General features: G+C 72.9%; 23 protein-coding genes. 16 read left to right on the forward strand and 7 right to left on the reverse strand.

Translation table 11 applies throughout. From position 1 onward, the window contains the following. Window positions 1-48 precede the first annotated feature (48 nt). On the forward strand, window positions 49-1,332 hold the full coding sequence (locus ACZ3IL_RS11195; protein WP_467388887.1) for an adenylosuccinate synthase: 1,284 nt from the start codon (window positions 49-51) through the stop codon (window positions 1,330-1,332). 155 nt (window positions 1,333-1,487) lie between these two features. Here the strand turns inward: ACZ3IL_RS11195 and ACZ3IL_RS11200 are convergent, their stop codons facing one another. Further along, entirely contained in the window at window positions 1,488-3,416 is a 1,929-nt protein-coding gene (locus tag ACZ3IL_RS11200) for a serine/threonine-protein kinase (protein ID WP_467388889.1), read from the reverse strand. A gap of 166 nt (window positions 3,417-3,582) precedes the next feature. Next, window positions 3,583-5,118: a PstS family phosphate ABC transporter substrate-binding protein gene (locus tag ACZ3IL_RS11205; RefSeq protein ID WP_467388891.1), complete on the reverse strand. Its 1,536-nt coding sequence runs from the start codon at window positions 5,116-5,118 to the stop codon at window positions 3,583-3,585. A gap of 331 nt (window positions 5,119-5,449) precedes the next feature. Here ACZ3IL_RS11205 and ACZ3IL_RS11210 point away from each other — a divergent pair, with 331 nt between their 5' ends. Continuing rightward, complete coding sequence (locus ACZ3IL_RS11210; RefSeq protein WP_467388893.1) at window positions 5,450-6,391, forward strand: NADP-dependent oxidoreductase; 942 nt, start codon at window positions 5,450-5,452, stop codon at window positions 6,389-6,391. Between the two features lie 151 nt (window positions 6,392-6,542). Here ACZ3IL_RS11210 and ACZ3IL_RS11215 read toward each other — a convergent pair whose 3' ends face one another. Further along, window positions 6,543-6,965, reverse strand: coding sequence for a winged helix-turn-helix transcriptional regulator (locus ACZ3IL_RS11215; protein WP_467388895.1), 423 nt, complete (start codon window positions 6,963-6,965; stop codon window positions 6,543-6,545). 88 nt (window positions 6,966-7,053) lie between these two features. Here ACZ3IL_RS11215 and ACZ3IL_RS11220 point away from each other — a divergent pair, with 88 nt between their 5' ends. The 4 genes from ACZ3IL_RS11220 (at window position 7,054) to ACZ3IL_RS11235 (ending at window position 10,838) form a co-directional block, all read left to right on the forward strand. Continuing rightward, the gene (locus tag ACZ3IL_RS11220) at window positions 7,054-7,875 is read left to right on the forward strand and encodes an NAD(P)H-binding protein (RefSeq protein WP_467388897.1); all 822 of its coding nucleotides are present in this window, start codon (window positions 7,054-7,056) and stop codon (window positions 7,873-7,875) included. Between the two features lie 99 nt (window positions 7,876-7,974). After that, window positions 7,975-8,607: an AAA family ATPase gene (locus ACZ3IL_RS11225; RefSeq protein WP_467388899.1), complete on the forward strand. Its 633-nt coding sequence runs from the start codon at window positions 7,975-7,977 to the stop codon at window positions 8,605-8,607. A gap of 148 nt (window positions 8,608-8,755) precedes the next feature. Continuing rightward, complete coding sequence (locus ACZ3IL_RS11230; RefSeq protein WP_467388901.1) at window positions 8,756-9,700, forward strand: FG-GAP repeat domain-containing protein; 945 nt, start codon at window positions 8,756-8,758, stop codon at window positions 9,698-9,700. Between the two features lie 241 nt (window positions 9,701-9,941). Further along, entirely contained in the window at window positions 9,942-10,838 is an 897-nt protein-coding gene (locus ACZ3IL_RS11235; RefSeq protein ID WP_467388903.1) for a glycoside hydrolase family 19 protein, read from the forward strand. Window positions 10,839-10,930: 92 nt separating this feature from the next. Here ACZ3IL_RS11235 and ACZ3IL_RS11240 read toward each other — a convergent pair whose 3' ends face one another. The 3 genes from ACZ3IL_RS11240 to ACZ3IL_RS11250 all read right to left on the reverse strand — a co-directional run bounded on the left by ACZ3IL_RS11240 (window position 10,931) and on the right by ACZ3IL_RS11250 (window position 13,344). Further along, window positions 10,931-12,133: an FG-GAP-like repeat-containing protein gene (locus ACZ3IL_RS11240; protein ID WP_467388905.1), complete on the reverse strand. Its 1,203-nt coding sequence runs from the start codon at window positions 12,131-12,133 to the stop codon at window positions 10,931-10,933. A 138-nt stretch (window positions 12,134-12,271) separates the two neighbouring features. Beyond that, window positions 12,272-12,511 carry a DUF397 domain-containing protein gene (locus ACZ3IL_RS11245; protein ID WP_467388907.1) on the reverse strand — a complete coding sequence of 80 codons (240 nt, stop codon included), beginning with the start codon at window positions 12,509-12,511 and terminating at the stop codon, window positions 12,272-12,274. Then, window positions 12,508-13,344 carry a helix-turn-helix domain-containing protein gene (locus ACZ3IL_RS11250; RefSeq protein ID WP_467388909.1) on the reverse strand — a complete coding sequence of 279 codons (837 nt, stop codon included), beginning with the start codon at window positions 13,342-13,344 and terminating at the stop codon, window positions 12,508-12,510. Before ACZ3IL_RS11250 ends, ACZ3IL_RS11245 begins: the two co-directional genes overlap by 4 nt. Window positions 13,345-13,500: 156 nt before the next feature. Between ACZ3IL_RS11250 and ACZ3IL_RS11255 the strand changes: the two genes are divergently transcribed. The 4 genes from ACZ3IL_RS11255 (at window position 13,501) to ACZ3IL_RS11270 (ending at window position 17,177) form a co-directional block, all read left to right on the forward strand. Then, complete coding sequence (locus ACZ3IL_RS11255) at window positions 13,501-13,947, forward strand: hypothetical protein (RefSeq protein WP_467388911.1); 447 nt, start codon at window positions 13,501-13,503, stop codon at window positions 13,945-13,947. Between the two features lie 166 nt (window positions 13,948-14,113). Continuing rightward, a complete protein-coding gene (locus tag ACZ3IL_RS11260) occupies window positions 14,114-15,475 on the forward strand; it encodes an aminotransferase class III-fold pyridoxal phosphate-dependent enzyme (RefSeq protein ID WP_467388913.1) in 1,362 nt (453 codons plus the stop codon). 70 nt (window positions 15,476-15,545) lie between these two features. Then, window positions 15,546-16,274 carry a GntR family transcriptional regulator gene (locus tag ACZ3IL_RS11265; protein ID WP_467388915.1) on the forward strand — a complete coding sequence of 243 codons (729 nt, stop codon included), beginning with the start codon at window positions 15,546-15,548 and terminating at the stop codon, window positions 16,272-16,274. Between the two features lie 252 nt (window positions 16,275-16,526). After that, window positions 16,527-17,177: a hypothetical protein gene (locus tag ACZ3IL_RS11270; RefSeq protein ID WP_467388917.1), complete on the forward strand. Its 651-nt coding sequence runs from the start codon at window positions 16,527-16,529 to the stop codon at window positions 17,175-17,177. Between the two features lie 174 nt (window positions 17,178-17,351). Here the strand turns inward: ACZ3IL_RS11270 and ACZ3IL_RS11275 are convergent, their stop codons facing one another. After that, a complete protein-coding gene (locus tag ACZ3IL_RS11275; protein ID WP_467389294.1) occupies window positions 17,352-18,056 on the reverse strand; it encodes an SLATT domain-containing protein in 705 nt (234 codons plus the stop codon). A 320-nt stretch (window positions 18,057-18,376) separates the two neighbouring features. Between ACZ3IL_RS11275 and ACZ3IL_RS11280 the strand changes: the two genes are divergently transcribed. The 6 genes from ACZ3IL_RS11280 (at window position 18,377) to ACZ3IL_RS11305 (ending at window position 24,143) form a co-directional block, all read left to right on the forward strand. Beyond that, on the forward strand, window positions 18,377-18,712 hold the full coding sequence (locus ACZ3IL_RS11280) for a YbaB/EbfC family nucleoid-associated protein (RefSeq protein WP_467388919.1): 336 nt from the start codon (window positions 18,377-18,379) through the stop codon (window positions 18,710-18,712). An 81-nt stretch (window positions 18,713-18,793) separates the two neighbouring features. Continuing rightward, window positions 18,794-19,393 (forward strand): recombination mediator RecR, encoded by a 600-nt coding sequence (gene recR / locus ACZ3IL_RS11285; RefSeq protein ID WP_188271073.1) that lies wholly within the window; start codon window positions 18,794-18,796, stop codon window positions 19,391-19,393. Between the two features lie 43 nt (window positions 19,394-19,436). Next, window positions 19,437-20,099: a DUF5063 domain-containing protein gene (locus ACZ3IL_RS11290; protein WP_467388921.1), complete on the forward strand. Its 663-nt coding sequence runs from the start codon at window positions 19,437-19,439 to the stop codon at window positions 20,097-20,099. Between the two features lie 223 nt (window positions 20,100-20,322). Beyond that, a complete protein-coding gene (locus ACZ3IL_RS11295) occupies window positions 20,323-21,594 on the forward strand; it encodes an aspartate kinase (RefSeq protein WP_467388923.1) in 1,272 nt (423 codons plus the stop codon). A gap of 534 nt (window positions 21,595-22,128) precedes the next feature. Then, on the forward strand, window positions 22,129-22,857 hold the full coding sequence (locus ACZ3IL_RS11300) for a SigE family RNA polymerase sigma factor (protein ID WP_467388925.1): 729 nt from the start codon (window positions 22,129-22,131) through the stop codon (window positions 22,855-22,857). A 170-nt stretch (window positions 22,858-23,027) separates the two neighbouring features. Beyond that, the gene (locus ACZ3IL_RS11305; protein ID WP_467388927.1) at window positions 23,028-24,143 is read left to right on the forward strand and encodes a hypothetical protein; all 1,116 of its coding nucleotides are present in this window, start codon (window positions 23,028-23,030) and stop codon (window positions 24,141-24,143) included. The last annotated feature ends 65 nt before the right edge of the window (window positions 24,144-24,208 follow it).

Consider the following 24,208-nt stretch of genomic DNA (forward strand, 5'->3'; position numbering starts at 1 on the left):
TACGCCCCCTGACCTTGGACATGCCCCACCCGGAAGGGGTGTACGCCTGTGCCCGCACTTGTGCTGCTCGGTGCTCAGTGGGGTGACGAGGGCAAGGGAAAGGCCACCGACCTGCTCGGTGGGTCCGTTGACTATGTGGTGCGCTACCAGGGCGGCAACAATGCCGGCCACACGGTCGTCGTGGGCGACCAGAAGTACGCGCTGCACCTTCTCCCTTCCGGAATCCTCTCACCGGGGTGCACCCCGGTGATCGGAAACGGTGTCGTCGTCGACCCGGCGGTCCTGCTCTCCGAGCTGAGCGGACTGAACGAACGCGGCGTGGACACGTCGAAGCTCCTGATCAGCGGCAACGCCCATCTGATCACCCCGTACAACGTCACCCTCGACAAGGTGACGGAACGGTTCCTCGGCAAGCGCAAGATCGGCACCACCGGCCGGGGCATCGGCCCGACCTACGCCGACAAGATCAACCGCGTCGGCATCCGCGTCCAGGACCTCTACGACGAGTCGATCCTCACCCAGAAGGTCGAGGCGGCGCTGGAGGGCAAGAACCAGCTCCTCGCCAAGCTCTACAACCGGCGGGCCATCGACGCCGGGCAGATCGTCGAGGAGATGCTCCAGTACGCGGAGCAGATCAGGCCGTTCGTCGCGGACACCACCCTGATCCTCAACAACGCGCTCGACGAGGACAAGGTCGTGCTCTTCGAGGGCGGCCAGGGCACGCTCCTGGACGTCGACCACGGCACGTACCCCTTCGTCACCTCCTCGAACCCGACCGCGGGCGGCGCCTGCACGGGTACGGGCGTCGGCCCGACGAAGATCTCCCGGGTCATCGGCATCCTCAAGGCGTACACCACGCGCGTGGGCGCCGGACCGTTCCCGACGGAGCTGTTCGACCAGGACGGCGAGGACCTGCGCCGCATCGGCGGCGAGCGGGGCGTCACCACCGGCCGTGACCGCCGCTGCGGCTGGTTCGACGCGGTCATCGCCCGTTACGCGACCCGCGTCAACGGCCTGACCGACTTCTTCCTCACCAAGCTCGACGTGCTCACCGGCTGGGAGCAGATCCCGGTCTGCGTCGCGTACGAGATCGACGGCAAGCGCGTCGAGGAGCTGCCGTACTCGCAGTCCGACTTCCACCACGCGAAGCCGGTCTACGAGATGCTGCCGGGCTGGTCCGAGGACATCACCAAGGCCAAGACCTTCGCCGACCTGCCGAAGAACGCGCAGGCGTACGTGAAGGCCCTGGAGGAGATGTCGGGCGCCCCGATCTCCGCCATCGGCGTCGGCCCCGGCCGCACCGAGACGATCGAGATCAACTCCTTCATCTGACGGGAGGACGTGCGAGGGCCCGCCCTCCCGGTTCGCCGGGACGGCGGGCCCTCCGCGTCTCCGCATCCCGCGTGTCCGGCCTCCGCGTCTTCGCACCCCGCGTGTCCGGCCTCCGCGTGTCCGCACCCCGCGCGTCCGGTCCCCCGCGCGTCCGGCTACGAACGCCGGTACTCGCCCGGCTCCGCGTCCGCCATCGGGTAGAGGAGGAGCATGTCCTCGCCCTTCCACTTGCCGACCGTCAGGTAGGCGGAGTCGTTCTCGGCGCACTCCGTGCTCCAGAGGGCCGGGTCGCGGACCTGCGGGCCGATCACCAGGAGGCCCCCGGCGCCCGCGAGGACGGCCGTGGAGCCGCAGGTGACGTTCTCCCGGGTGGGGGCGCCCGTCTCGTCCGTGCGCGGGAAGGAGTCGAGGAACTCGACCAGCCGGGTGCCGACCGGCCCCTGGGCGATCGTCATCGTCGAGGTGTAGCGCCGCTCGGTGTCCTTGTCCGTCCCCGGCAGGGGGACCTGCTCCCACCGGCCGAGGAAGCGGGCGGGGACGACGGCGGTGCCGGTGGGCGCCTTGCGGAAGGTGGCCCTCACGGCGCCCGAGGACCACTCCAGGACGTCGGGGGAGCGCAGGGCGAGGGTCTGGTGGGCGGCGGGGGTGCAGCGTCCGGCGGGTACGCCGGACGTCACGTCGGACTCGCCGTAGACGACCTCGTCCTCGTCGGCCGAGACGAGCCGGGAGCGGCCCGTGCACAGGCGGTTCGGGGTGACGTGCGTGTAGACGGCGTTCTTGGTACCCGCCGCGCCCTGGGTGATCTCGATCCGGAACGTCTCCCGGGGGGAGTCCACCCCGCCCTGGAGCACGCCCTCCCAGGCACCGAGGAAACCGGCCGGGACGACCCCGGCGGGGCGGGCGGGGGAGCTGCCGGTCCGCCCCTTTCCCCGGTCCTTCCGCCCGTCGGCGCCGGTTCCGGTGTCCGGGCCGGGCCAGAGGACGTACGTGACGGTGGCGGCGGCGGCCACCGCGAGGGCCGTGAGGACGGCGGTCAGGGTCCGGCGCCGGGGGCGCGGGACGGCGGCCGTCGGCCGGGACCCCTCCCCGGCCCCGCCGTGGTCCGGGCCGGTCTCCGTGCCGGGGCCGCCGGTCTCCGTACCCGTGCCGGTCTCCGTACCCGTACTCGGTCCCGCCCCGGGGCCCGGCCCCGATGCCTCCGCCTCCAGGACCCGGGCGGCGTGGCGGCCGAGGCGGGCCAGGACGTCCGCCGGGAGCCAGGGGTCGGAGAGCGGCAGGGTCGCGGTGATCTCCCCGGGCGCGGGGCGGGACGCCGGGTCCTTGGCGAGGCAGGCGCGGATCAGCCCGGAGAGTTCGGGCGGGAGGCCGGTCAGGTCGGGCTCGTCGTGGGCGATGCGGAACATGGTGGCGTGGATGCCGCTGTCCGCCGAGCCGAAGGGGGCGCGGCCGGTCGCCGCGTAGACGAGGACCGAACCGAGGCAGAAGACGTCCGACGCGGGCGTGAGGCGTTCGCCGCGCACCTGCTCCGGGGACATGAAGCCGGGCGAGCCGACGACGGCCCCGGTGGTGGTCAGGTCGCCGCCCTCGGCGACCGTGTCGACGGCGCGGGCGATGCCGAAGTCGATGAGCTGCGGTCCGTCGACGGTCAGCAGGACGTTGGAGGGCTTGAGGTCGCGGTGGACCAGCCCGGCGGCGTGGATGTGGCCGAGGGCGCGGGCGAGGCCGGACGCCAGGGTCCGCACGGTGCCGGTCGGCAGGGGCCCGTACTCGTCGCCCACCACGGTCCGCAGCGACGGCCCCGGCACGTAGCCGACGGCGACCCACGGGGGGTCGGCGGAGGTGTCCGAGCCGAGCACGGGCGCCGTGCCCGTGCCGCCGACCCGCTCCAGGGCGGCGACCTCGCGGGCGAACCGGCGCCGGAACTCGTCCCGGCCGGCCAGTTCGGCGTGCACCACCTTCACGGCGACCGTCCGGCCGCCGGCCGAGCGCGCCAGGAACACCCGGCCCATCCCCCCGGCCCCCAGCCGGCCGATCAGACGGAACGGGCCGATGGCGACGGGGTCTTCCTCGGTCAATGGCTCCACGCCGTCAGAGCATGCCAGACCGGTCGCCGGGCGTCTCCATGCCGCCACCCGCCGCCACCCGCCGCTACCCACCGTCGTCCGCCCGCCGTCCGTGGCCGCCTGCCACCCACTGCCGTCCGCCGTCGTCCGCCCCTCTCGTCCGCCCTCCGGCCGTGGGCCCCGGCCCTCAGTCCTCCCCGCAGAGCCGCAGCCCCTTCGGGGTCGCGCAGGGCAGGTGGCCGTGGAGGCGGACGAGGTCCTGGCCGGCGCCCCGGACGAGGTAGGCGAGGAAGCCGGCGGCCAGGGAGCCGGCCGGCGGCTCGTCCCAGGTGTAGGCGTACTCGACCTCCCGGTACGGGTAGCCGTTCCCGTCCGGATCGGCCGCGTCGGCGTCGCGGCCGTCGATCGCCACCCGGCGCACGCCCCGGAGGGTGCTGCCCGCGCGCGGTTCGCTGTAGCCGAGGGCGCCGGGAATCCGGGCGACGGTGGCCAGGACCTGTTCGGTGGAGTCGACTTCGCAGAGGGTGACCCTCGCGTCGGGGTCGGTGCGGTGTTCGCAGTCGAAGGAGGAGGCGCCCGGCTCGTTCCGCCCGAGGACGCGGCGCTGGAAGACCTCCCTGGTGCCGGAGCCGGCGTTCCGGCTCACCAGCCGGATCGGCAGGTCCGGGCCGCCGAGCGCGCTCCAGTTGGTGATCCTCCCCCGGTAGACGTCCCGGACGCGCGCCCTGCTGAGGTTGTCGACGGGCACCCCGTCGTTGACGACGAGGGTGAAGAGGGAGAGGGCGACCGCGCTCTCCCGCAGCCGGGGGAAGCCGTTCGGCTTGCGCCCGTCGGAGAACACGACGACGGCGGGCGGGCTCCCGGCCGCCTTCTCCCCGGTGAGGGCCAGTTCCCGGACCCCGGTGGCCGAGCCCCGCGCGTCCACGGTCACCCGTGATCCCGGGCAGTCCTCCTCGTACTTCTTCGCGGCGTCCCGCAGGACGGGTGCGAAGGCCGTCGAGCCGGTGACCGTGAGGGCGCCCCGGGCGCAGCCGATCGGCTGCGGGGTCTCCTCCCGGACGATGATCGCGGCGAGGGCGACGACGCACGCGGTGAGAAGGACGGTGACGGTCAGCGCGGCCCGGCTGAAGACGGGGAGCTTGTCGTCGGGGGTGATGCTGCGGTTGGGGTGGACGCGGCCCTCGGCGATGCTGCCGTCGACCGTGACCGGGCTGCCGGTGGGGCCCCCGCCGAGCAGGACGAGCAGTTTGTAGGAGGCGCCCCGGTTGAGCGGGACCTTCGGCAGCAGGATGCTGGTGGCACCCTCCGCCGGACCCGTCCAGGTCGCGGGGAAGTGGCTCAGGAGGCGGGGGTGGTCGGGGGCGGTGACGACGACCGCCTTCACGTGCCGGTCCTCGAACTCCACCGTGAGCCCGTGGTCGTCCCCGTCCGTGTAGTGGTCGGCGGTGACGGACACGGCCCCGTCGTTCTCGATCCTGAGCAGGACGAGGGTGGCGTCCTCCAGGTCGGGGCTGGTGTCGAAGTAACCGCGCCGCACGGCCGCGCCGGCTCCGGTGGCGCCGGCCGTCGCGCCGTCGCCGATGTACGTGTCGAGCTGGACGCGGTAGCCGATCCGCCGCTGGCGCAGCATCCACCACTGGTACCAGGCGACGCCGACCGAGACGAGGACGCCGAGGAGCGCGGTGACCACGGCGATGAGGTTCTCGGCGGTGAACCATTCCATGGGCGCGACGGTACGGACGTGTGTGCGGTCGTGGGGGGTACGTCGCGACCCGCCACCTGGAGTTCTTCCTTCCGCAAGCGGGAGGGGCACGGGCCTCCCGGGGCCGGGGAGCGGTCGGGACGCGGGCGGGGCACGGGCGGGGCGCGGGCGGAGTACGGGCGGGGCGCGGTCCTCCGCCGGGCGGCGCGGGACGCGCGGTGCCCGGGGCGCGCCGGGGCGTCGCGCGGGCGGGTCATCAGAGGTTGCCGGGGGCGGGGAGCCTGGGTGTAATGGCCACGAGGGGGCCTTCGTCCGGGGCCGCGAGGGGGCCTTCCGTCCGAGGAGTTACCCCATGCGCGTCATCGAAGTGACCTCCTACGGAGGACCCGAGGTCCTCCGTATCGCCAAGCGCCCCGACCCGGAGGCGGGGGACGTCCCCGGCCGCGTGCGCGTGCGGCTCAAGGCCGCCGCCGTGCACCAGGCCGACCTGAGGATCCGCTCCGGCCGGTGGGCCGCCCTCCTGGGCGAACTGGCCCCGCCCTTCGTCCTCGGCTTCGACTTCGCGGGCGTCCTCCTCGACGACGCGCCCGGTCTCCCCGAGGGCACCCGGGTGGCCGGTTTCGTGCCCTGGGTGACGGAGGGGACGGGCGAGGGCACCTACGCGGAGGTGATCCGCGCCGACCCGTCCTGGCTGGCACCGCTCCCGGAGGACATGGACTTCACCACGGCCGCCTCGGTGCCGCTCTCCTCGATGGCGGCGGCCCAGGCCGTCGACCTCCTGGACCTTCCGAAGGGTTCCCCGGTCCTGGTCAGCGGAGCCGGCGGGGTGGTGGGCCGGTTCGCCGTCCAGCACGCCACCGCCGTGGGCCTCCGGGTGATCGCCCTCGCCGACGAGGGCGACCGGCACGAACTGCGCTCCCTCGGCGCCGAGGAGCTGGTCCCGCGCGGCGACCCGGCCGAGGTCGTCCCCGGAGTGCTCGGCCACGTCCCGGAGGGGGTCGCGGCCGTCCTCGACGCGGCGCTCATCGGCGAGGCGCTGCTGCCCGCCGTGCGGGACGGCGGGGTCTTCGTCTCGGCCTCGGGCGAGCAACTGCCGACCGCCGACCGGGACATCACCGTCACCGCGATCCGCCCCCGGCCGGACGCCCCGCGCCTGAAGCAGATGCTGGAGAGCGTCGCCGCCCGCGAGCTGGCCACCCGCACGGCGGACGTCCTCCCCCTGACCTCGGCCGCCGAGGCCCACCGCCGCGCGGAGGCGGGCCACCGCCCGGGCCGGATCGTGCTGCTGATCTGACCTGACCTGACCTGACCTGACCTGATCTGACCTGACCTGATCTGATCTGGCCCGACCCGGCCGGCCCAGACCAGCCCGCCCCAGCCCGACCCGACCCACCCCGGTCCGAGCCACGACGGCGGCCGTCCGCGTCGGCGAACGCCGGTGGACCTCAGTGGATGTCGTGGCCGGGGTGGGACCGGTCGTACGCGTGCCGTGCCTCGGCGATGACGGCACGATGCGCGAGGGACCAGTCGGCGAGCGCCTTGACCAGGTGGGTCAGGCCCGCCCCGGTCTCGGTCAGGCGGTAGTCGACCTGGGCCGGGACGGTCGGGTACACGGTGCGCAGCACGAGGCCGTCGCGTTCGAGCCTGCGCACGGTGAGGGTGAGCATGCGCTGGGAGATGCCTTCGACGGCGCGCTGGAGTTCGCGGAAGCGACGCGGCCCGCCGGCGAGTTCGACGACCACGAGCACGGACCACTTGTCCCCGATGCGGTCCAGGACGTCGCGGATGCCGCAGTCGGGGTGGTCCTCGCGCCCGCACGGGTCGAGGTCGGCGGGGGTGGTGGTTACCCCGGTGTGCGTGAGTGACATCGGAATGCCTTCTTGTGGCCGGTGGGTGCGCGGTCGAGGATCAAGCGTAGTTACTGATGAGAACCACTGCGGAAGACTGCGATTGATCATGATTCTGGTGACCGGAGCGAACGGGAATCTCGGCTCGACCACTCTTGCGGCCCTGCGGGCCCGTGGGGCCGTCGCGACGGGCGGCAGCCGCACGCCGGGCGAGGGGATGCGGCGTCTCGACTTCGACGACCGCGCGAGCCTCGACCTCACCGGCGTGTCGACCCTGGTGCTCGTCTCCGCCGGTTACGCGGAGGACGACCGGGTCGTCGCCCGGCACGCGGCGGTCCTGGACGCCGCCGTCCGTGACGGCGTCGGCCACGTCGTCTACACGAGCCTGACCACCGCCGGCGATCACCTCGGTTTCGCCCTGGCGCACCGTGCGACCGAGCGCCTGGTGCGGGCGAGCGGGCTGCCGTGGACGATCCTGCGCAACGGCCTGTACGCCGAACTCTTCGGCGGTCTGCTGATGTGGGGCCGCGACGGTGTGGAGTCCGCGTTCGGGGACGGCGCCCTGGCCGCGGTCCCCCGGGAGGACCTGGCCGAGGCCGCGGCGGTGGTGGCGTCGCGTCCCGCGCCTCATCGCGGGCGCGTCTACGACCTCGTCGGCACGCCGATCACGGCGGGGCAGGTGGCCGGCGCTCTCGGCGTCGCGCACCGTCCCATCGGCCTCGGCGAGTACCGGCGCCGGCTCCTCGACGAGACGGCGGGGCTGCTGCCGTTCCAGCCGCCGATGCTCGCCTCGATGGCCACGGGCGTCCGGCACGGCTTCCTGGACGGAACCACGCCTGATCTCACCAACCTCCTCGGCCGGGTGGTCCGCGATCCGCTGCCCACGGCCGTCGCGGCCGCTGCCGCCGCCAGGCCGGAAGCACGCGTGTAGCGGCGGCGGCACGCCCTCGCGGTGGTACGTCCTCGCGGTGGTACGTCCTCCCGGCGGCACCGAGGTCGCACCCCCCGGGCCGCCCCCTAGGGTCGGTCCATGCTGATCTGGCTCAACGGACCCTTCGGCGGGGGCAAGACGCAGACCGCGTACGAGTTGCGGCGGCGGCTCCCGGGCAGCGTCGTCTGCGATCCCGAGCACCTGGGCTTCGGCCTGCACCGCATGATGCCCCCGGACCTCCGTGGTGACTTCCAGGACCTTCCGGTCTGGCGGCGGGGCGTCCACGACGTGCTGGACCTGGTCCTCCGGAAGCACCCGGGCACGGTGATCGTGCCGATGACGGTGGTGGAGCCGGAGTACTTCGCCGAGACCGTCGGACGCCTGCGCGAACAGGGCCACGACGTACGGCACTTCACGCTCCTCGCCGAGCGAGGGACGGTGCTCCGCCGGTTGCGCGAGCGCGGCGTGGGCCGCGTGGTGCGGTACGTCGCGGGGAAGGACGCCCCGCGGCGGCGGGAGAGCTTCGCCGTGTCCCGGCTCGACCTGTGCCTGGAGCGCCTGAGCGGCGAGGAGTTCGCGGAGCACGTCCGCACCGACCGCCTGACGCTCCCTCAGGTGGCGGACCGGGTCGCCGCCTCGGCCGGGCTGCGCCTCACGCCCGGCACCGACGGCCCGCTCCGGGGGCGGTTGCGCCGGGTGGCGGTCGGGGTCCGGCACATTCGGTTCGACTGACTCGTCCCGGTACGCCCAACAAGGCCGCTGGTGAAGGGAGAAGGGGCGAAGAAACTCCCGAGTGGTCTGTCGGAGGCGCATGAGAAGGTGGGGACACCGGTGGTTCGCGTCACGCGCCGCCGAGGGAACATCACAGGGGGGACACCTCATGAAGATCAACCGACACCGTCACGTGCTCCGGGGGGCGCTCGTGACCACCGCCGTCACCGTCGCGGCGGCGACCGCCGCCGGCACGGCCTTCGCCGCCGGCGCTCCGGACGGGACGGACCTGGCGCGGGCCAAGGCCAAGGCCGCCCAGCGGGCCGCCGGAGCGCCGGCGGCGGGCACGTTCGGTGCCCAGGACGGCCAGGTGCGGACGCCCACCTTCCCGATGGTCGCGGTCCACAAGAAGACCGCCAATCTGCACCTCTACATCCCGAACCTCCGGGGAGGCTTCGAGCCCGGTGAGAAGCTCGAAGGAGACTTCTCCTTCGTCGCCGGCTCGTTCGACGCCGACAACGACAAGGACGGCTTCGCCGAGAGCTCCTGGCACCTCTACAAGGACGGTTCGCTCGACCACATCTCGGTCGTCGGGGACGACGTCCAGGTGAAGACCGTGGGCACCGGCTGGAACATCTACGGCACGGTCCTCTCGCCGGGGAACCTCGGCGGGGCCAAGGAGGCCGACCTCCTCGGTCTCGACAGGTCCGGCGTCCTGTGGGAGTACCTCGCGTACCCGGACGGCCGTCTCGCCCCGCGCGTGCGCGTCGGCGGCGGCTGGGGCCAGTACGTCCAGATCGCCGGCCAGGGGGACCTGTCCGGCGACGGCAGGGCCGACATCGTCGCCCTGGACAAGGGCGGCGTCCTGTGGCTCTACAAGGGCACGGGCGACTACAAGGCCCCCTTCGCGGGCCGCACGAAGGTCGGGGGCGGGTGGAACGTGTACGACCGCCTGCTTTCCGTCGGTGACATGGACAGCGACGGCAGGACGGACCTGATCGCGCGCAAGAAGAACGGCGACCTGTTCCGTTACTCGGGTACGGGCAGCGCCAAGGCCCCGTTCAAGGCGCCGGCCAAGATCGGCTACGGCTTCCAGAACTTCAACCTGCTGTAAGCGGCGCGCCCGGGGCGGACGGCTTCCGTCCGCCCCGGGCCCGACGCCCCACCGGTCCACCGCCCCACCGGTCCACCGCTCCTCCGCCCCACCGCTCCTCCGGTCCGACGGTCCTCCGCCCTTCCGGTCCACCGACCCCTCGACCCCTTGTCACGTTTCCTGGTCCAGACCTTGACAGGTCCAGACCAATCGCGCTTCGCTGGCCCTTCCCGTACCCGGCCCCCACCCGGAAGGACGAGCGATGCTCCGCAAGTTGCTCACGCTGTTCGCCGCACTCTGTACGGCCCTCGGCGTCACCGTGCTCCTCCCCGCCGCCTCCGCCGGCGCGGCTCCCGCCTGCGTGACCGCCTGGAACCCCGCCACGGTCTACACCGGCGGCAAGACCGCCTCGTACAACGGCCACAACTGGTACGCGCAGTGGTGGACGCAGAACGAGACGCCCGGCGGCGCCTCCGGCGTCTGGCGCGACGAGGGCGTCTGCGGCACGGGCGGCGGCGGTGGCGACGGCGGCCAGAACACCGGATTCGTCGTCTCCGAGGCCCAGTTCAACCAGATGTTCCCGAACCGGAACCCGTTCTACACGTACGCCGGCCTGGTCAACGCCCTGAAGTCGTACCCCGCCTTCGCCACCACCGGCGGCGACACGGTGAAGAAGCAGGAGGCCGCGGCCTTCCTCGCCAACGTCTCCCACGAGACCGCCGGGCTCTACTACATCGTCGAGCAGAACACGGCCAACTACCCCCACTACTGCGACGCGGGCAAGCCCTACGGCTGCCCCGCCGGCCAGGCCGCCTACTACGGCCGCGGCCCCATCCAGCTCTCCTGGAACTTCAACTACAAGGCCGCCGGCGACGCCCTCGGCATCGACCTCCTGAACAACCCCTGGCGTGTCGAGCAGGACCCGGCCGTCGCCATGGCCACCGGCCTCTGGTACTGGAACACCCAGAACGGCCCCGGCACCATGACCCCCCACAACGCCATGGTCAACGGCGCGGGCTTCGGCGAGACGATCCGCTCGATCAACGGCTCCCTGGAGTGCAACGGCGGCAACCCGGCCCAGGTGCAGAGCCGGGTCACCAAGTACCAGCAGTTCACCCAGATCCTGGGCGTCCCGACCGGCGCGAACCTGTACTGCTGACGTCCGGCCGGCCCCGCGCGGGGCGGGCGGCACGCGCACAGGGCCTCCGCCCCTCTCCGGGGTGGAGGCCCTTCGTGTGCGGGTCCGGCGGGTCAGAACGCGCCGTTCAGACCCCACCAGTTGCCGTCGCCCGTACCGTCCCACACCAGGGCGCCCGTGCCGAGACCCCGGTAGGTGCGCAGCTCGCCCTGGTGCTCGGGCGTCAGCCGGGGGTCGTTGGCGATCGTCGCGAGGTCGGCCCTGCCGTCGCCGGTGAAGTCGCCGACGGAGAGGAACGTGCCCATCAGGTTCCAGCCGCCGGTGCCGAGCAGCTTGCGGGCCCCGAGCGTGCCGGAGGCCGTACCGGGGTACAGCCACAGCCTGCCCGTCGACGCCTCGCGGGCGATCAGGTCGACGCGGCCGTCACCGTTCATGTCGCCCGGCCCGGTCAGGGCGTTCATGGCGTTCCAGCCGCCGGAGCCGAGCAGCTTGCGGGCCCCGAGCGTGCCGGAGGCCGTACCGGGGTACAGCCACAGCTTCCCGGTGGACTTCTCCACGGCGAGCAGGTCGGCGCGGCCGTCGCGGGAGAGGTCGCCGACGGCGGCGATCCTCGACATGGCGTTCCAGCCGCCGGAACCGAGCAGCTTGCGGGCGCCGAGCGACCCCGTGCCCGTGCCGGGGTACAGCCACAGCCTGCCCGTCGACGCCTCGCGGCCGATGACGTCCTCGCGTCCGTCGCGGCTGAAGTCGCCGTGCCGGACGAGGGTGTTCATGGCGTTCCAGCCGCCGGAGCCGACGAGCCTGCCGTCGAAGCCGCCCGGCAGGTACCACAACCGGCCCACGCGGTCGCGGACGAGGACGTCCGCCTTCAGGTCGCCGTTCAGGTCACCGAACCCGGCGGCCCTGGGCGACTTCTCCGCGTACCACGTCGGGTACGCGTCGCCGGTGCACTCGCGTTCCGTACCGACCAGCTTCACCGAGCCGGCGTGCGGGTTCACGACGATGTCGTAGCCGTTCCGGAGGTTCTCGTCCGGTTCCAGGGACCAGTAGGTGCCGAGCTCGTAGTTCGGCAGGTCGTAGACGCAGGCGAACTTCGAGGTGCGGTTGACCTGGGACCTGAACGTGTTGTTCCACGTGCCCAGGGTCGCGAGGGACTTGTTCGTCTTGAACATCGTGCCCGTGGCGTTGTCCGTCTTCCAGGCGCAGAAGTAGCCCTTCGGGCAGTCGCTGCTCGCCGCCTGCGCGGGGGCGGCCGTCGCCGTGCCGAGAACCCCCGCGGCCGCCAGACCCAGCAAGGACGCCAGGCCGCGTTTCATCACCGTACGCAAACTTCCCCTCCCCAAGGCCGTGTGCGAGGGCGTTCCCGCTCCTCGCACACGGTTTCGTTCGTATGGTGGGTCAGAAGGTACAGCCCGGCCCGGCCCGCTCCACGGGCAGGAGCGCAGGAACGTGTCCTAGCTCTGCCACGCGACGAACGCGGACCAGGCGGCGGGCTCCACGGCGAACGTGGGTCCGCCGTCCCGCTGCTTGGAGTCACGGAGGTGCACGGCGTGGGAGCAGGTGGCCACCTCGACGCAGTCACCGCCGTTGTCGTTGCTGTACGAGGACGTGCGCCAGTCGAAGGCGACCTCGACGCAGTTGCCCCCGTTGTCATTGCTGTAGCTGGACTTGAACCAGTGCAGGGTCTCGCTCATGTTCCCTCTCCCGCCAACCGCTCGATGAGGCCCAGGGAGGCACGAGGGTCCAGGGCCTGTGCCCGGATCTTCGCATAACGCTGGGCGTACGTACTCACCTTCACAGGGTCGGTGAGCAGCACGCTCTCGTCCTGGACCTCCAGGTAGACGAGTCGGGTGTGTTCGTCGGTCTCCACCAGATTCAACTCGCCCCTTGCCCCGGCGTTCTCACCACACAGGCCGATGTCCAGGGGCAGGACCTGGACCGTGACGTTATTGCGCCGGGCGCACTCAGCCAAGTGGCGGTACTGCTCCCGCATGACCTCCTCGCTGCCGTACTTCCGGAGCAGCGCTGCCTCGTCCAGGATCAGTTCGATCAGCCGCAGTGGCTTCTTGTCGAAGATCGCCCTGCGGTCCATCCGGGCCTTGACGAGTTCCTCGACCCGTTCGTCCGTGGGTGTTGGGTAGCCGCCCGCGATCTGCGCCCGCGCGTACGACTCCGTCTGGAACAATCCGTTGATGTTGGGGGTCGAGTACAGGCACAAGCTCCGTGCCGTCTGCTCGATCCGCGCGTAGTCCCTGAACAGCTCCGGCAGCTTCTCCAGCCGTACGAGCGGACGCAGCTCCTCGAAGATGCCCGTCCCCTCCCCGAGCACCACCTCCAGCCGCACCAGCATGCCGTCGCTCACCGGCTGGGCCAGGGTCTCCATGGCGCTGATCGCCGCTCCGGTGTACCCCATCAGCGACCCCAGTTGCGGTTGGGTGAGCCCCTTGCGCATCCGCATTTTCTTCGCCACCGCCGCGACCGTACGTGCCGCCGGGCCCGCCGTTTCCTTGTTCTCCGCTCGCGCCACAGTGCTCCCCATTCGAGCTCAACCGGACTCAACCGGTCTCAACTGATCCCCGCCGAATTCAACTGCTCACAGGGCGGGTTGGCGCAGGTCAAGCGGTTGCCGACGCACCCTCAGCAGTCCTGGAAAACGCTAGCGCCGACGCGGGAGCATGTCCCCGTGAACGAAGAGAACCGGGAAGTAAACGCGGGCTGGATTCCGGTTTCCGGATTTCAGCTCCGTAAGGCGGGCGTGCAATTCGACGCCGTTCGCGTCGACGGTGACGACGGGCGGAGGCTCGCCGACTGGATGGAGGCCCTCACGGACGGCGATCCGGGACCGGTGGTCATCGAGGCGAACGGCCGGCGCGGGGTGTACTTCCTGGTGCCGCCGGGGTCCACGTCCCACAAGTCGTGGCCGCGCGGGGTGACCCGGTTCAACTCGGGACCGGCCCACGTCAGCTACGTGCCGGTGCCCGCCCTGACCGGCCGGACCTGGCCGCTCGCGTGGCGGTGCCTCCCGACGGGACCCGACCGGTTCGTGCACCCGCTGCTCCTGCGGAGCGCCGTCACGGAACTGCTGGAGCGGCGCCCGCTGCTCCCGGCCCAGATCCCGCAGGAGGGCTGAGACCGGCGGCGCGGACGGGCGCCGCCGCGCGGGGAGCAGCGGCGCCGCCGGGGCCGGACGCGCCCGGACCCCGTCCGGCGGCCCGGCAACGTGTCGCGTCCCTCCCGGCCCCGGTGGACAGGATGGCCATGGTCCTCCCCGGCCGCGCGTCCGTACCCTCGGGCGCATGACCCCTCACGCCGCACCCGACCCCCAGGCCGGTGCCGCCGTCAAGGCCGCCGACCGCGCGCACGTGTTCCACTCCTGGTCCGCCCAGGGCCTGATCGACCCGCTCGCCGTCGCCGGCGCCGAAGGCTCGTACTTCTGGGACTACGACGGCAACCGCTACCTCGACTTCACCAGCGGCCTCGTCTTCACCAACATCGGCTACCAGCACCCCCGGGTCGTCGCCGCGATCCAGGAACAGGCCGGGAAGCTCGCCACCTTCGCGCCCGCCTTCGCCGTCGACGTCCGCTCCGAGGCCGCACGCCTCATCGCCGAGCGCACCCCCGGCGACCTGGACAAGATCTTCTTCACCAACGGCGGCGCCGAGGCCGTCGAGAACGCCGTCCGCATGGCCCGGCTGCACACCGGCCGCACCAAGGTGCTCTCCGCCTACCGCTCGTACCACGGCGCCACCTCCACCGCCGTCAACCTGACCGGCGACCCGCGCCGCTGGCCCTCCGACACCGCCTCCGCCGGCGTCGTGCACTTCTGGGCGCCCTTCCTCTACCGCTCGCCCTTCCACGCCACCACCGAGGCGGAGGAGTGCGCGCGGGCCCTCCAGCACCTGGAGGACACGATCGTCTTCGAGGGCCCGGCGACGATCGCCGCGATCGTCCTGGAGACGATCCCCGGCACCGCCGGGATCATGATCCCGCCGCCCGGCTACCTCCCCGGCGTCCGCGAGATCTGCGACCGGTACGGCATCGTCTTCGTCCTGGACGAGGTCATGGCCGGATTCGGCCGCACCGGCGCGTGGTTCGCCGCCGACCACTTCGGCGTCGTGCCCGACCTGATGACCTTCGCCAAGGGCGTGAACTCCGGCTACGTGCCGCTCGGCGGCGTCGCCATCGGCGCCGAGATCGCCGCCACCTTCGACAAGCGGCCCTACCCCGGCGGCCTGACCTACTCCGGCCATCCGCTGGCCTGCGCCGCCGCCGTCGCCACCCTCCGGGTCATGGAGGACGAGAAGGTCGTGGAGCACGCCGCGCACATCGGCGAGACCGTCCTCGGCCCCGGCCTGCGCGAACTGGCCGAACGCCACCCCTCCGTCGGCGAGGTGCGCGGCACCGGCGTCTTCTGGGCGCTCGACCTGGTGAGGAACGAGGAGACGCGCGAACCGCTCGTCCCCTACAACGCCGCCGGCGAGGCCAACGCCCCCATGGCCGCCTTCGCCGCCGCCGCGAAGAAGCACGGCCTGTGGCCCTTCGTGAACATGAACCGCACCCACGCCGTCCCCGCCTGCAACGTCTCCGAGGCGGAGGCCCGGGAAGGCCTGGCGGCCCTGGACGCGGCCCTCTCGGTGGCCGACGAGCACACCGTCTGACCGCGCGCCGGGGAGCCCCCCTCCGTCTGGACTAGGGTGTCCGCAGCCGGACGGAGGGGGACCCACCACCATGCCCGCGAGCGGAGCCGTCACCCGCAGCACCCTGCGACAGCAGATCGCGGACGCGCTGCGTGACGAAGTGCTCGCGGGCCGTCTCAAGGCCGGCCAGGAGTTCACGGTCAAGCAGATCGCCGAGCAGTACGGGGTCTCGGCCACGCCCGTCCGGGAGGCCCTCGTGGACCTCTGCGGGCAGGGACTCCTCGACTCCGACCAGCACCGCGGCTTCCGCGTCCGCGCGTACTCGGTGGACGACTACCGGCGGATGGTCGAGGCCCGGATGCTCGTGGTCGAGGGCGTCCTCCGCCGCCGCACCGCCGTACCGCCGCCCCGCACGGGACCGGAACCCGTCCCCGGCACCGGGGCCGTGTTCACCCCCGGCGCCGGGGTCGCGCTCGTCTCCGTGCGGCGCCGGGGCGAGGCGGCCGCCCGCGCGGCCCGCGCCGGGGACCTGGACGTCCTCATCGGATACGACATCCGCTACTGGCGCGAGCTGGGCCACCTGCTCGCCGCCAACGACCACCTCGTGGACTTCCTGCACCGGCTCCGCGTCCAGACCTGGGCCTTCTCCGTGCCGTACCTGCGTTCCGAGCGGGACCTCCTGGGGTGGCTGTGGAGCGGCCACGTGGACCTGGTCGACGCGGTCACGCGCGGCGACGCGGAGGGGGCCGTGGAGGTCGTGCGGCAGTACGACGCGCACGCGCTGGAGTGGGCGGACCGGCTGGAGCGGCGGTCCGGGTGACGGCTCCCCGCACGGCGGGCCGGGTCCCTCGCGGGTTGAGGCCCCGCCTCCGGGGGCAGGTCCTCAGGCAGGTGCCCGGCGGGCGGGCCCCGCCCACCGCGCCGACCCCGACCGACCGTCCCCGCGACCGACCGTCCCCGCGACCGACCGTCCCGGCGACCCCGCCGTGACGGCCGTCCCCGCACCCGCCGTCCCCGTGCCCACCCGTCCCTGCAACCGCCGTCCCCGTGACTGACGGAGAGCGAGTCTCCCTTGGCCTGTGACCTGTGGCTGGTCCCCCTCGTCGACGTGCTGTGCCACAGCCCCGACAACCCCTTCGCCGAAGAGATAGCCGCCTACGACGCCGTCCTCAGCGCCTCCGGCCTGCCGACCGTGCCCGTCTACGCGTACATGCCGGGGCTCTCCGGCGACGTCGCCCCGGTCGCCGGATTCGACTACGAGGCCCTGCACTTCCTGCGCCGCGCCTACCTGCTCCAGGTGTGCGGACTGCCCGTCGAGCCGGTCGGGGAGCTGGGCGGGGACTACGAACAGCTCCTGGAGATGTTCGAGACGACCGCCCAGCAGTCGCACCTGGTGTGGCACTACGACTACGCGGGCGCGTACGTGCCGGTGGACTTCCCGGTGCCGCTCGCCAGCGACGAGCTCCTGGAGGGCGGCGGGCCGCTCGGCTCCTCGTACGGGCTGCTGCGGGAGCTGCAGTTCGTGGCGCCCTCGATCGGCATCGACCCGATGAACCCGCCCCCGGCGCCGTCGCCCCCGGAGCGGCCGACCACCCTGGAGGAGCCCGCCGGGTCCGTCCCGTACGACGACGGCCCCTTCGCCCGGGAGCGGCACGTGTGGCTGGGGCTGCACGCGGCGGCGACCCGGAGCCTGGCCCAGGGCTCGATGATCGTCCTGAGCTGACGCCCGGCCGGTGTTTCCAGGGCCGGGACGGTGCTGGACGGCGTCTCCCGGGCCCCGGCCGGTGCTTCCCGGGCCCGGGACGGCGTCTCCCGGGTCCCGGGCCCGGGCCCCCGGCGGGCTTCCGGCGGGACCTGGCGGGCCCCCGGCGGGGACCTGGCGGGCTTCCGGCAGGACCTAGCGGGCCTCCGGGGGCCGCTGGCGCGGCATGTTCGGCCGGGCCACCGGCGGCATCGGGAAGCGCCCCGCCGGGTGGACGGGCTCGGTGCGGGGCGGCGTCACGCCCACCGACTGGAGGGCGAGCGGCGCCGGACCCGAACGGAACTCGACCATCCAGTCGGCGGTCTCCGCCCGCACCAGCTCCGTCACGTCCTCCGAGAAGCGCCGCAGCACGCCGAGGCAGCGCTCGGCCGCCTCGCTCGCGGTGCCCTCCGTGGGGCCCAGGACCTCCCGGACGCTCTCCGAGGCCCAGTCGAACTGGAGCGCCTGGAGCCGCCGCTGCACCGCCTGCGCCGTCGCCACGTCCCTCATCCAGCCGGACGTGAGACCGAAGTACCGGTCGCAGGCGATGCAGGCCGCGCCCAGGAGCAGCGACAGATAGCCCCAGCCGGCGGCGCCCGTCACCACCCCGGTCAGGTCGAGCAGGGGAAGGGCGGCGCCCGCGATCACGCCGGCGGCCGTGCCGATCCGCAGGAACCGGGCGCCCCGGCGCTTCCGGACCCGGTCGGCCAGGTACCACTCGGCGGTGCGGAGGGCATGGGCCTCCACCCAGCGGTACAGCTCGTCGAGCCGTTCGGCCGGCTCGCCCCAGTCACCCAGGGGGAAGGGCTTACCGGTCAGATCGCGGTGGACGTCTTCCCCGGGGTGCCCCGGTGGCTGCATCTCCGGCTGCTGGCTCACCGGGGGACTCCTCTGTTCAGCTCAGCGCCGCTGTTTCGGCCCGGCGCTCGTGTCGCTCGTGTCCTGCTGTGCCGTGCGGTGCACGTGGTGCCCGCCCTTCCTACCGCCGAATGGTGGGCGATGGGCGCGGAATCCCAGGATTTCCGCCCGCAAGAGGGCGTTGATCAGGTAGAGGCGCCCGACCTCTCTCACCCGAAAGAGTGGTGGAGGCGGGGCGGCCGGGGAACACGTAGGCTCGGCGTACCGACACATGCGGACGTAACCGTGCGGACGCGACGACGTACCGACCCTCAGGAGTGACCGTGATTCCCGGTGGTGGCCAGCCCAACATGCAGCAGCTTCTCCAGCAGGCCCAGAAGATGCAGCAGGACCTCGCCCGCGCCCAGGAGGAGCTCGCCGCCACCGAGGTCGAGGGCCAGGCGGGCGGCGGCCTGGTGAAGGCGACCGTCACCGGCTCCGGCGACCTGCGCGGCCTGGTGATCGACCCCCGGGCGGTCGACCCGGAGGACACCGAGACGCTGGCCGACCTGATCGTCGCCGCCGTGCAGGCCGCCAACGACAACGCCCAGCAGATCCAGCAGGCCAAGCTCGGCCCGCTGGCGCAGGGCATGGGCGGCATGCCGGGCCTGGGCTTCTGAGCCCCGGCCCACGCCGGTCTTACTAAGGCCCGCCCCCAGCCACTACCGTAAGAATCAAGCACCCCCGAGAAGGGCGTTCCGTTGTACGAAGGCGTGGTTCAGGACCTCATCGACGAACTGGGCAGGCTGCCCGGCGTCGGTCCCAAGAGCGCGCAGCGGATCGCCTTCCACGTCCTCCAGGCCGAGCCCACGGACGTCCGCCGGCTCGCGCACGCCCTCCTGGAGGTCAAGGAGAAGGTCAGGTTCTGCGCGGTCTGCGGCAACGTGGCGCAGCAGGAGCAGTGCAACATCTGCCGGGACCCCCGCCGGGACCTGACCGTCATCTGCGTGGTCGAGGAGCCGAAGGACGTCGTGGCGATCGAGCGGACGCGTGAGTTCCGCGGCCGCTACCACGTCCTCGGCGGGGCGATCAGCCCCATCGAGGGGGTCGGCCCGGACGACCTGCGCATCCGCGAGCTGCTGGCGCGGCTCGCCGACGGCACGGTCACCGAGCTGATCCTCGCCACCGACCCGAACCTGGAGGGCGAGGCCACCGCGACGTACCTGGCGCGGATGATCAAGCCCATGGGGCTGAGGGTGACCCGGCTCGCGAGCGGGCTCCCGGTCGGCGGCGACCTGGAGTACGCGGACGAGGTGACGCTCGGCCGCGCCTTCGAGGGGCGGAGGCTGCTGGATGTATGACGACGAACCAGCCCACGCGTGGGTGCCCGAGGAAGGCGGCTCGATGTCTGACCCCACACTGCACTCCGTCGCGCAGGACCCGGACGACTTCGCGGTCCAGATCGCCGACTCCGTCGAGAGCTTCATCGTCGCGACCACCGAGGTCGCCAAGGGCGACGAACCGGACAGCGCGGTGCCCTTCCTGCTCCTGGAGGTCTCCCAGCTCCTCCTGGCGGGCGGCCGTCTCGGCGCCCACGAGGACATCCTCCCGGAGGAGGAGTACGAGACGGACACCGGTCCGGAGCCGGACGTGGACGACCTGAGGGAACGGTTCGCCGCCCTCCTGGACCCGGTCGACGTCTTCTCGGAGGTCTTCGACCCGTACGAGCCGCGCAAGGCGCCGATCCCGGCCCGGATCTCGGACAACCTGGCCGACATCGTCGCCGACCTGCGCCACGGCCTGGCCCACTACCGGGCGGGCCGGACCAGCGAGGCCCTGTGGTGGTGGCAGTTCTCCTACTTCTCCAACTGGGGCCCCACCGCCTCCGCCACCCTCCGCGCCCTCCAGTCCCTCGTCGCCCACGTCCGCCTCGACCAGCCGCTGGCGGCCCTGGACGGCCTCGACACGGACGAGGACCTGGCCGAGGACGACCTCGCCGAGGAGGCGGGCCGGGTGATGATCCAGGAGATCGCGGGACCGCTGGGGCTGAAGTCGCTGCGGAGCTGAGGCCGCCGCGGGGGCCCCGGCCTCCGGGGAGCCGGAAGCGCCGCGGAGCCGGAACCGGAGCCGCCGGGGAGCCGGAGGCCGTCCGTCGGGCGCCTTTCGCGCGGGTGATCACGTACTGAGCGGCATGTCTCAGCATGCGGCACCTCGTAGGCGTTTTCGAGTCCCCCGATAGACTGAGCCGATCGCAGCGCCGGCTGCGGCACAGACTGAGCGAGGAGCGCACGTGGGCCTTGTCGTGCAGAAGTACGGAGGCTCCTCCGTTGCCGATGCCGAAGGCATCAAGCGCGTCGCCAAGCGGATCGTGGACGCCAAGAAGAACGGCCACCAGGTGGTCGTCGTGGTTTCCGCGATGGGCGACACGACGGACGAGCTGATCGATCTCGCCGAGCAGGTATCCCCGATCCCTGCCGGGCGCGAGTTCGACATGCTGCTGACCGCCGGAGAGCGGATCTCCATGGCCCTGCTGGCCATGGCGATCAAAAACCTGGGCCACGAGGCCCAGTCGTTCACCGGCAGCCAGGCCGGTGTCATCACCGACTCGGTCCACAACAAGGCGCGCATCATCGATGTCACGCCGGGCCGCATCCGCACCGCCCTCGACGAGGGCAACATCGCCATCGTCGCCGGCTTCCAGGGCGTCTCCCAGGACAAGAAGGACATCACCACCCTGGGCCGCGGCGGCTCCGACACCACGGCCGTGGCGCTCGCCGCCGCGCTCGACGCCGAGGTGTGCGAGATCTACACCGACGTCGACGGCGTGTTCACCGCCGACCCGCGCGTGGTGAAGAAGGCGAAGAAGATCGACTGGATCTCCTTCGAGGACATGCTGGAGCTCGCCGCCTCGGGCTCCAAGGTGCTGCTGCACCGCTGCGTCGAGTACGCGCGCCGCTACAACATCCCGATCCACGTCCGCTCGTCCTTCTCGGGACTCCGGGGCACATGGGTCAGCAACGAACCGCAAGGAGCCCAGAAGGTGGAGCAGGCCATCATCTCGGGTGTCGCCCACGACACCTCCGAGGCGAAGATCACCGTCGTCGGGGTGCCGGACAAGCCGGGCGAGGCCGCGGCCATCTTCCGGGCCGTCGCGGACGCCGAGATCAACATCGACATGATCGTGCAGAACGTGTCCGCCGCCGCCACCGGCCTCACGGACATCTCCTTCACCCTCCCCAAGGCCGAGGGCCACAAGGCCATCGACGCCCTGGAGAAGGCCAAGGGCGCCATCGGCTTCGACTCGCTGCGCTACGACGACCAGATCGGCAAGATCTCCCTGGTCGGCGCCGGCATGAAGACCAACCCGGGCGTCACCGCGGACTTCTTCCGCGCGCTCTCCGACGCGGGCGTGAACATCGAGCTGATCTCGACCTCCGAGATCCGCATCTCGGTCGTCACCCGCGCCGACGACGTCAACGAGGCCGTGCGCGCCGTGCACACCGCCTTCGGCCTGGACAGCGACTCGGACGAGGCCGTCGTCTACGGAGGCACCGGACGCTGATCCGGACGCCGGTGTCCCCGGTCGTGGCACGACCGGGGACACCGGCACCGTGACGTCCGCGCCCCGGTGAGCGGCCCGCCCGCCGCCCTCCCGCCCCGCCCCGCCCCGCCCGACGGTTCGCCCGCCGGCCGGGGCGGTCGGCTTTTCCCACCGCCCCGGCCGCCCGCGCCCGGCGCCCGCGCATCGCGCACTCCGGGTCGCGGGTCGTGGACCCCGGAACCACTCGTCATGGATTTGTGGGATCTGTGAACGAGCTGTGAGCAACAAGGCGTCAGAAACCCCTTGAACTGCGGTGATGTCGTGGTTGACGATGCTCTTTCCCCCTCCCGCAACCGGAAGCCGAACGGGACGCGTCTCTGCGGGCACCCCGAGCACGGCACGCGCCGCACGGCACGGGCCGCACGGCCGGGAAGCGGGGCGGGCGGAGCATCGGGGCATCGGGGGAGAACGGTGACGCATGAGGACGAACAACCCGCCGTCGGAAAAGACGGCGCGCGCGTACAACCCCGCCGGGGGGAAGCGGGTCCAACAGGCGTGGCAGAGGTACTCGACATCGCGACCATCGCCCCGCCGCGCGGCGGGGGCACGGCGGTGCTCCCCGCGCGGAGCGTCCCCGTCGGTGCCGTGCGCCGCTCCGCGACCGGTCCGTCCGGGCGCCCGCGCGCACACGCCGGAGCGCCGGTGATCGTCCCCGTGTCCACCGGTTCCCGGGCCACGGAGGTGGACGGCATCCCCTCGCCCCGTACGGGCGCCGAAGGCTCCCCGGCCGTCGGCACCACCGTCGACCACCTCACCGAGACCTACCGCGCCCACTACCGGTCGCTGCTCGGCCTCGCCGCGCTGCTCCTCGACGACACCGCCTCCTGCGAAGACGTCGTCCAGGAGGCCTTCATCCGCGTCCACTCGGCCCGCAAGCGGGTGCGCGAGCCCGAGAAGACGCTCGCCTACCTGCGCCAGACCGTCGTGAACCTCTCCCGGTCCACGCTGCGCCGCCGCATCCTCGGCCTCAAGCTCCTCTCGAAGCCGATGCCGGACATGGCCAGCGCGGAGGAGGGGGCGTACGACCTGCTGGAGCGCGACGACCTGATCAAGGCGATGCGCGGCCTCCAGCGGAGGCAGCGCGAGGTGCTCGTCCTGCGGTACTTCGCGGACATGACCGAGGTCCAGGTGGCCGAGACGCTGGGGATATCCCTGGGTTCGGTGAAGGCGTACGGCTCGCGGGGCATCGCGGCGCTGCGCGTCGTGATGGGAGCGACGACATGAGCCGGGTACGCGGCGAGAACGGCACGGGCCCCGAGGAGGGGTCCGCCCCGGGGGACGGAGTGTCACCGGGGGACGGCGTGTCGGCCGGGGACGGCGCGGCGGAGGGACGCGAGGACGACACTTCCGGGCCCCGTGCCCGTGGAGAACGTGACGAGCTGAGTGGACGGCGCATGGTGCACATCGAGCCCGGGCCCGGCGAGGGCGACGGCGACGAGGAGCTGGCGCTGCGGCTGCTGCTCCAGGGCGCCGTGGCGGGGCTGGAACCCTCCCCCGGCTCGCTGGAGCACCTGCACCGCGCCGTGCCCGCCCGGCGTGCCCGCAAGCGGCAGGCCGTCGTGGGCGCCGCGGCCGCCGCGGTCCTCATCGGAACGGCCGTCCCCGCCCTCGTGCACGTCGCCGCCTCCGGCGGCACCACCGCGGCCAGCCCCGTGAACGCGGGCCACGGCGAGGAGGCCCAGGGCGGCACCGGCATCGAGACCGGTGTCGAGGGCGGCCGGAGCGCCGGAACCCCCGCGAGCAGCGCCTCCCCGACGCGGACCGGGACCGGTGACCCCTCCGGCAAGCCGCGGCAGCCGGGAGCGGGCCCCACGGGAGGCGGCCCGGACAACGCGCAGAGCCCGGTCGCCGGTTCCGGACGGTGCACCGCGGGCCAGCTCGGCGTCAGCGCCGCGTACGCCGGCGGGCCCGACGCCGGCGGCAGGGTGCGCGGCGGCTTCCGCGTCGCCAACGTCTCCGGCCGGTCCTGCCGCGTGGACGGCGCCGGCCTCGTCGGCTTCACGGCCCGGGGAGCGGCCGATCCGGGCCGGATCGCGGTGGTCCGGCACTCCTCCGGCGACGGAAGCGGACTGCCCGACCCGTCGCGGGAGTCGTCCGCGCTCCTCCTGAAGCCGAACGGCTCCTACGAGGTGAGGTTCGTCTGGGTCCCGAGCGGGTCCTGTCCGACGACCGGGGTCACCCCCACGCCGACACCGACCGAACCGAGCGAACCCCCGACCACTCCGCCCCCGACGACCACCCCGCCGACGGAACCGGGCGGACCCGACCCCACCCCGGGCACCGACTCCGGCGGCTCCGGTGCCGGACCCGGCTCCGGCCCGGAAGCGGGCGCGGGCGCGGGTGCGGAGGGCGGCCCGGCCCCCCAGCTGATCCGCGCGGACGAGGCCCCTGCGGCCGGCGGCGTCGTGGTCAGCCACACCGCCGAGCCGGGCGGCCCCTCGGCGTCGGTGACCGTCCCCTCCGCCTGCTCCGGCACCCTCTACCGCACGGGCCTCCTGGACGCCTCCTGAGACGGGAGCCCCGGACCCCACGGGCCCGGGGCTCCGTCACGGGAAGCCGCCGGGGCTCGATCGCG

This window comes from Streptomyces sp. NPDC014907 (genome assembly GCF_055562975.1).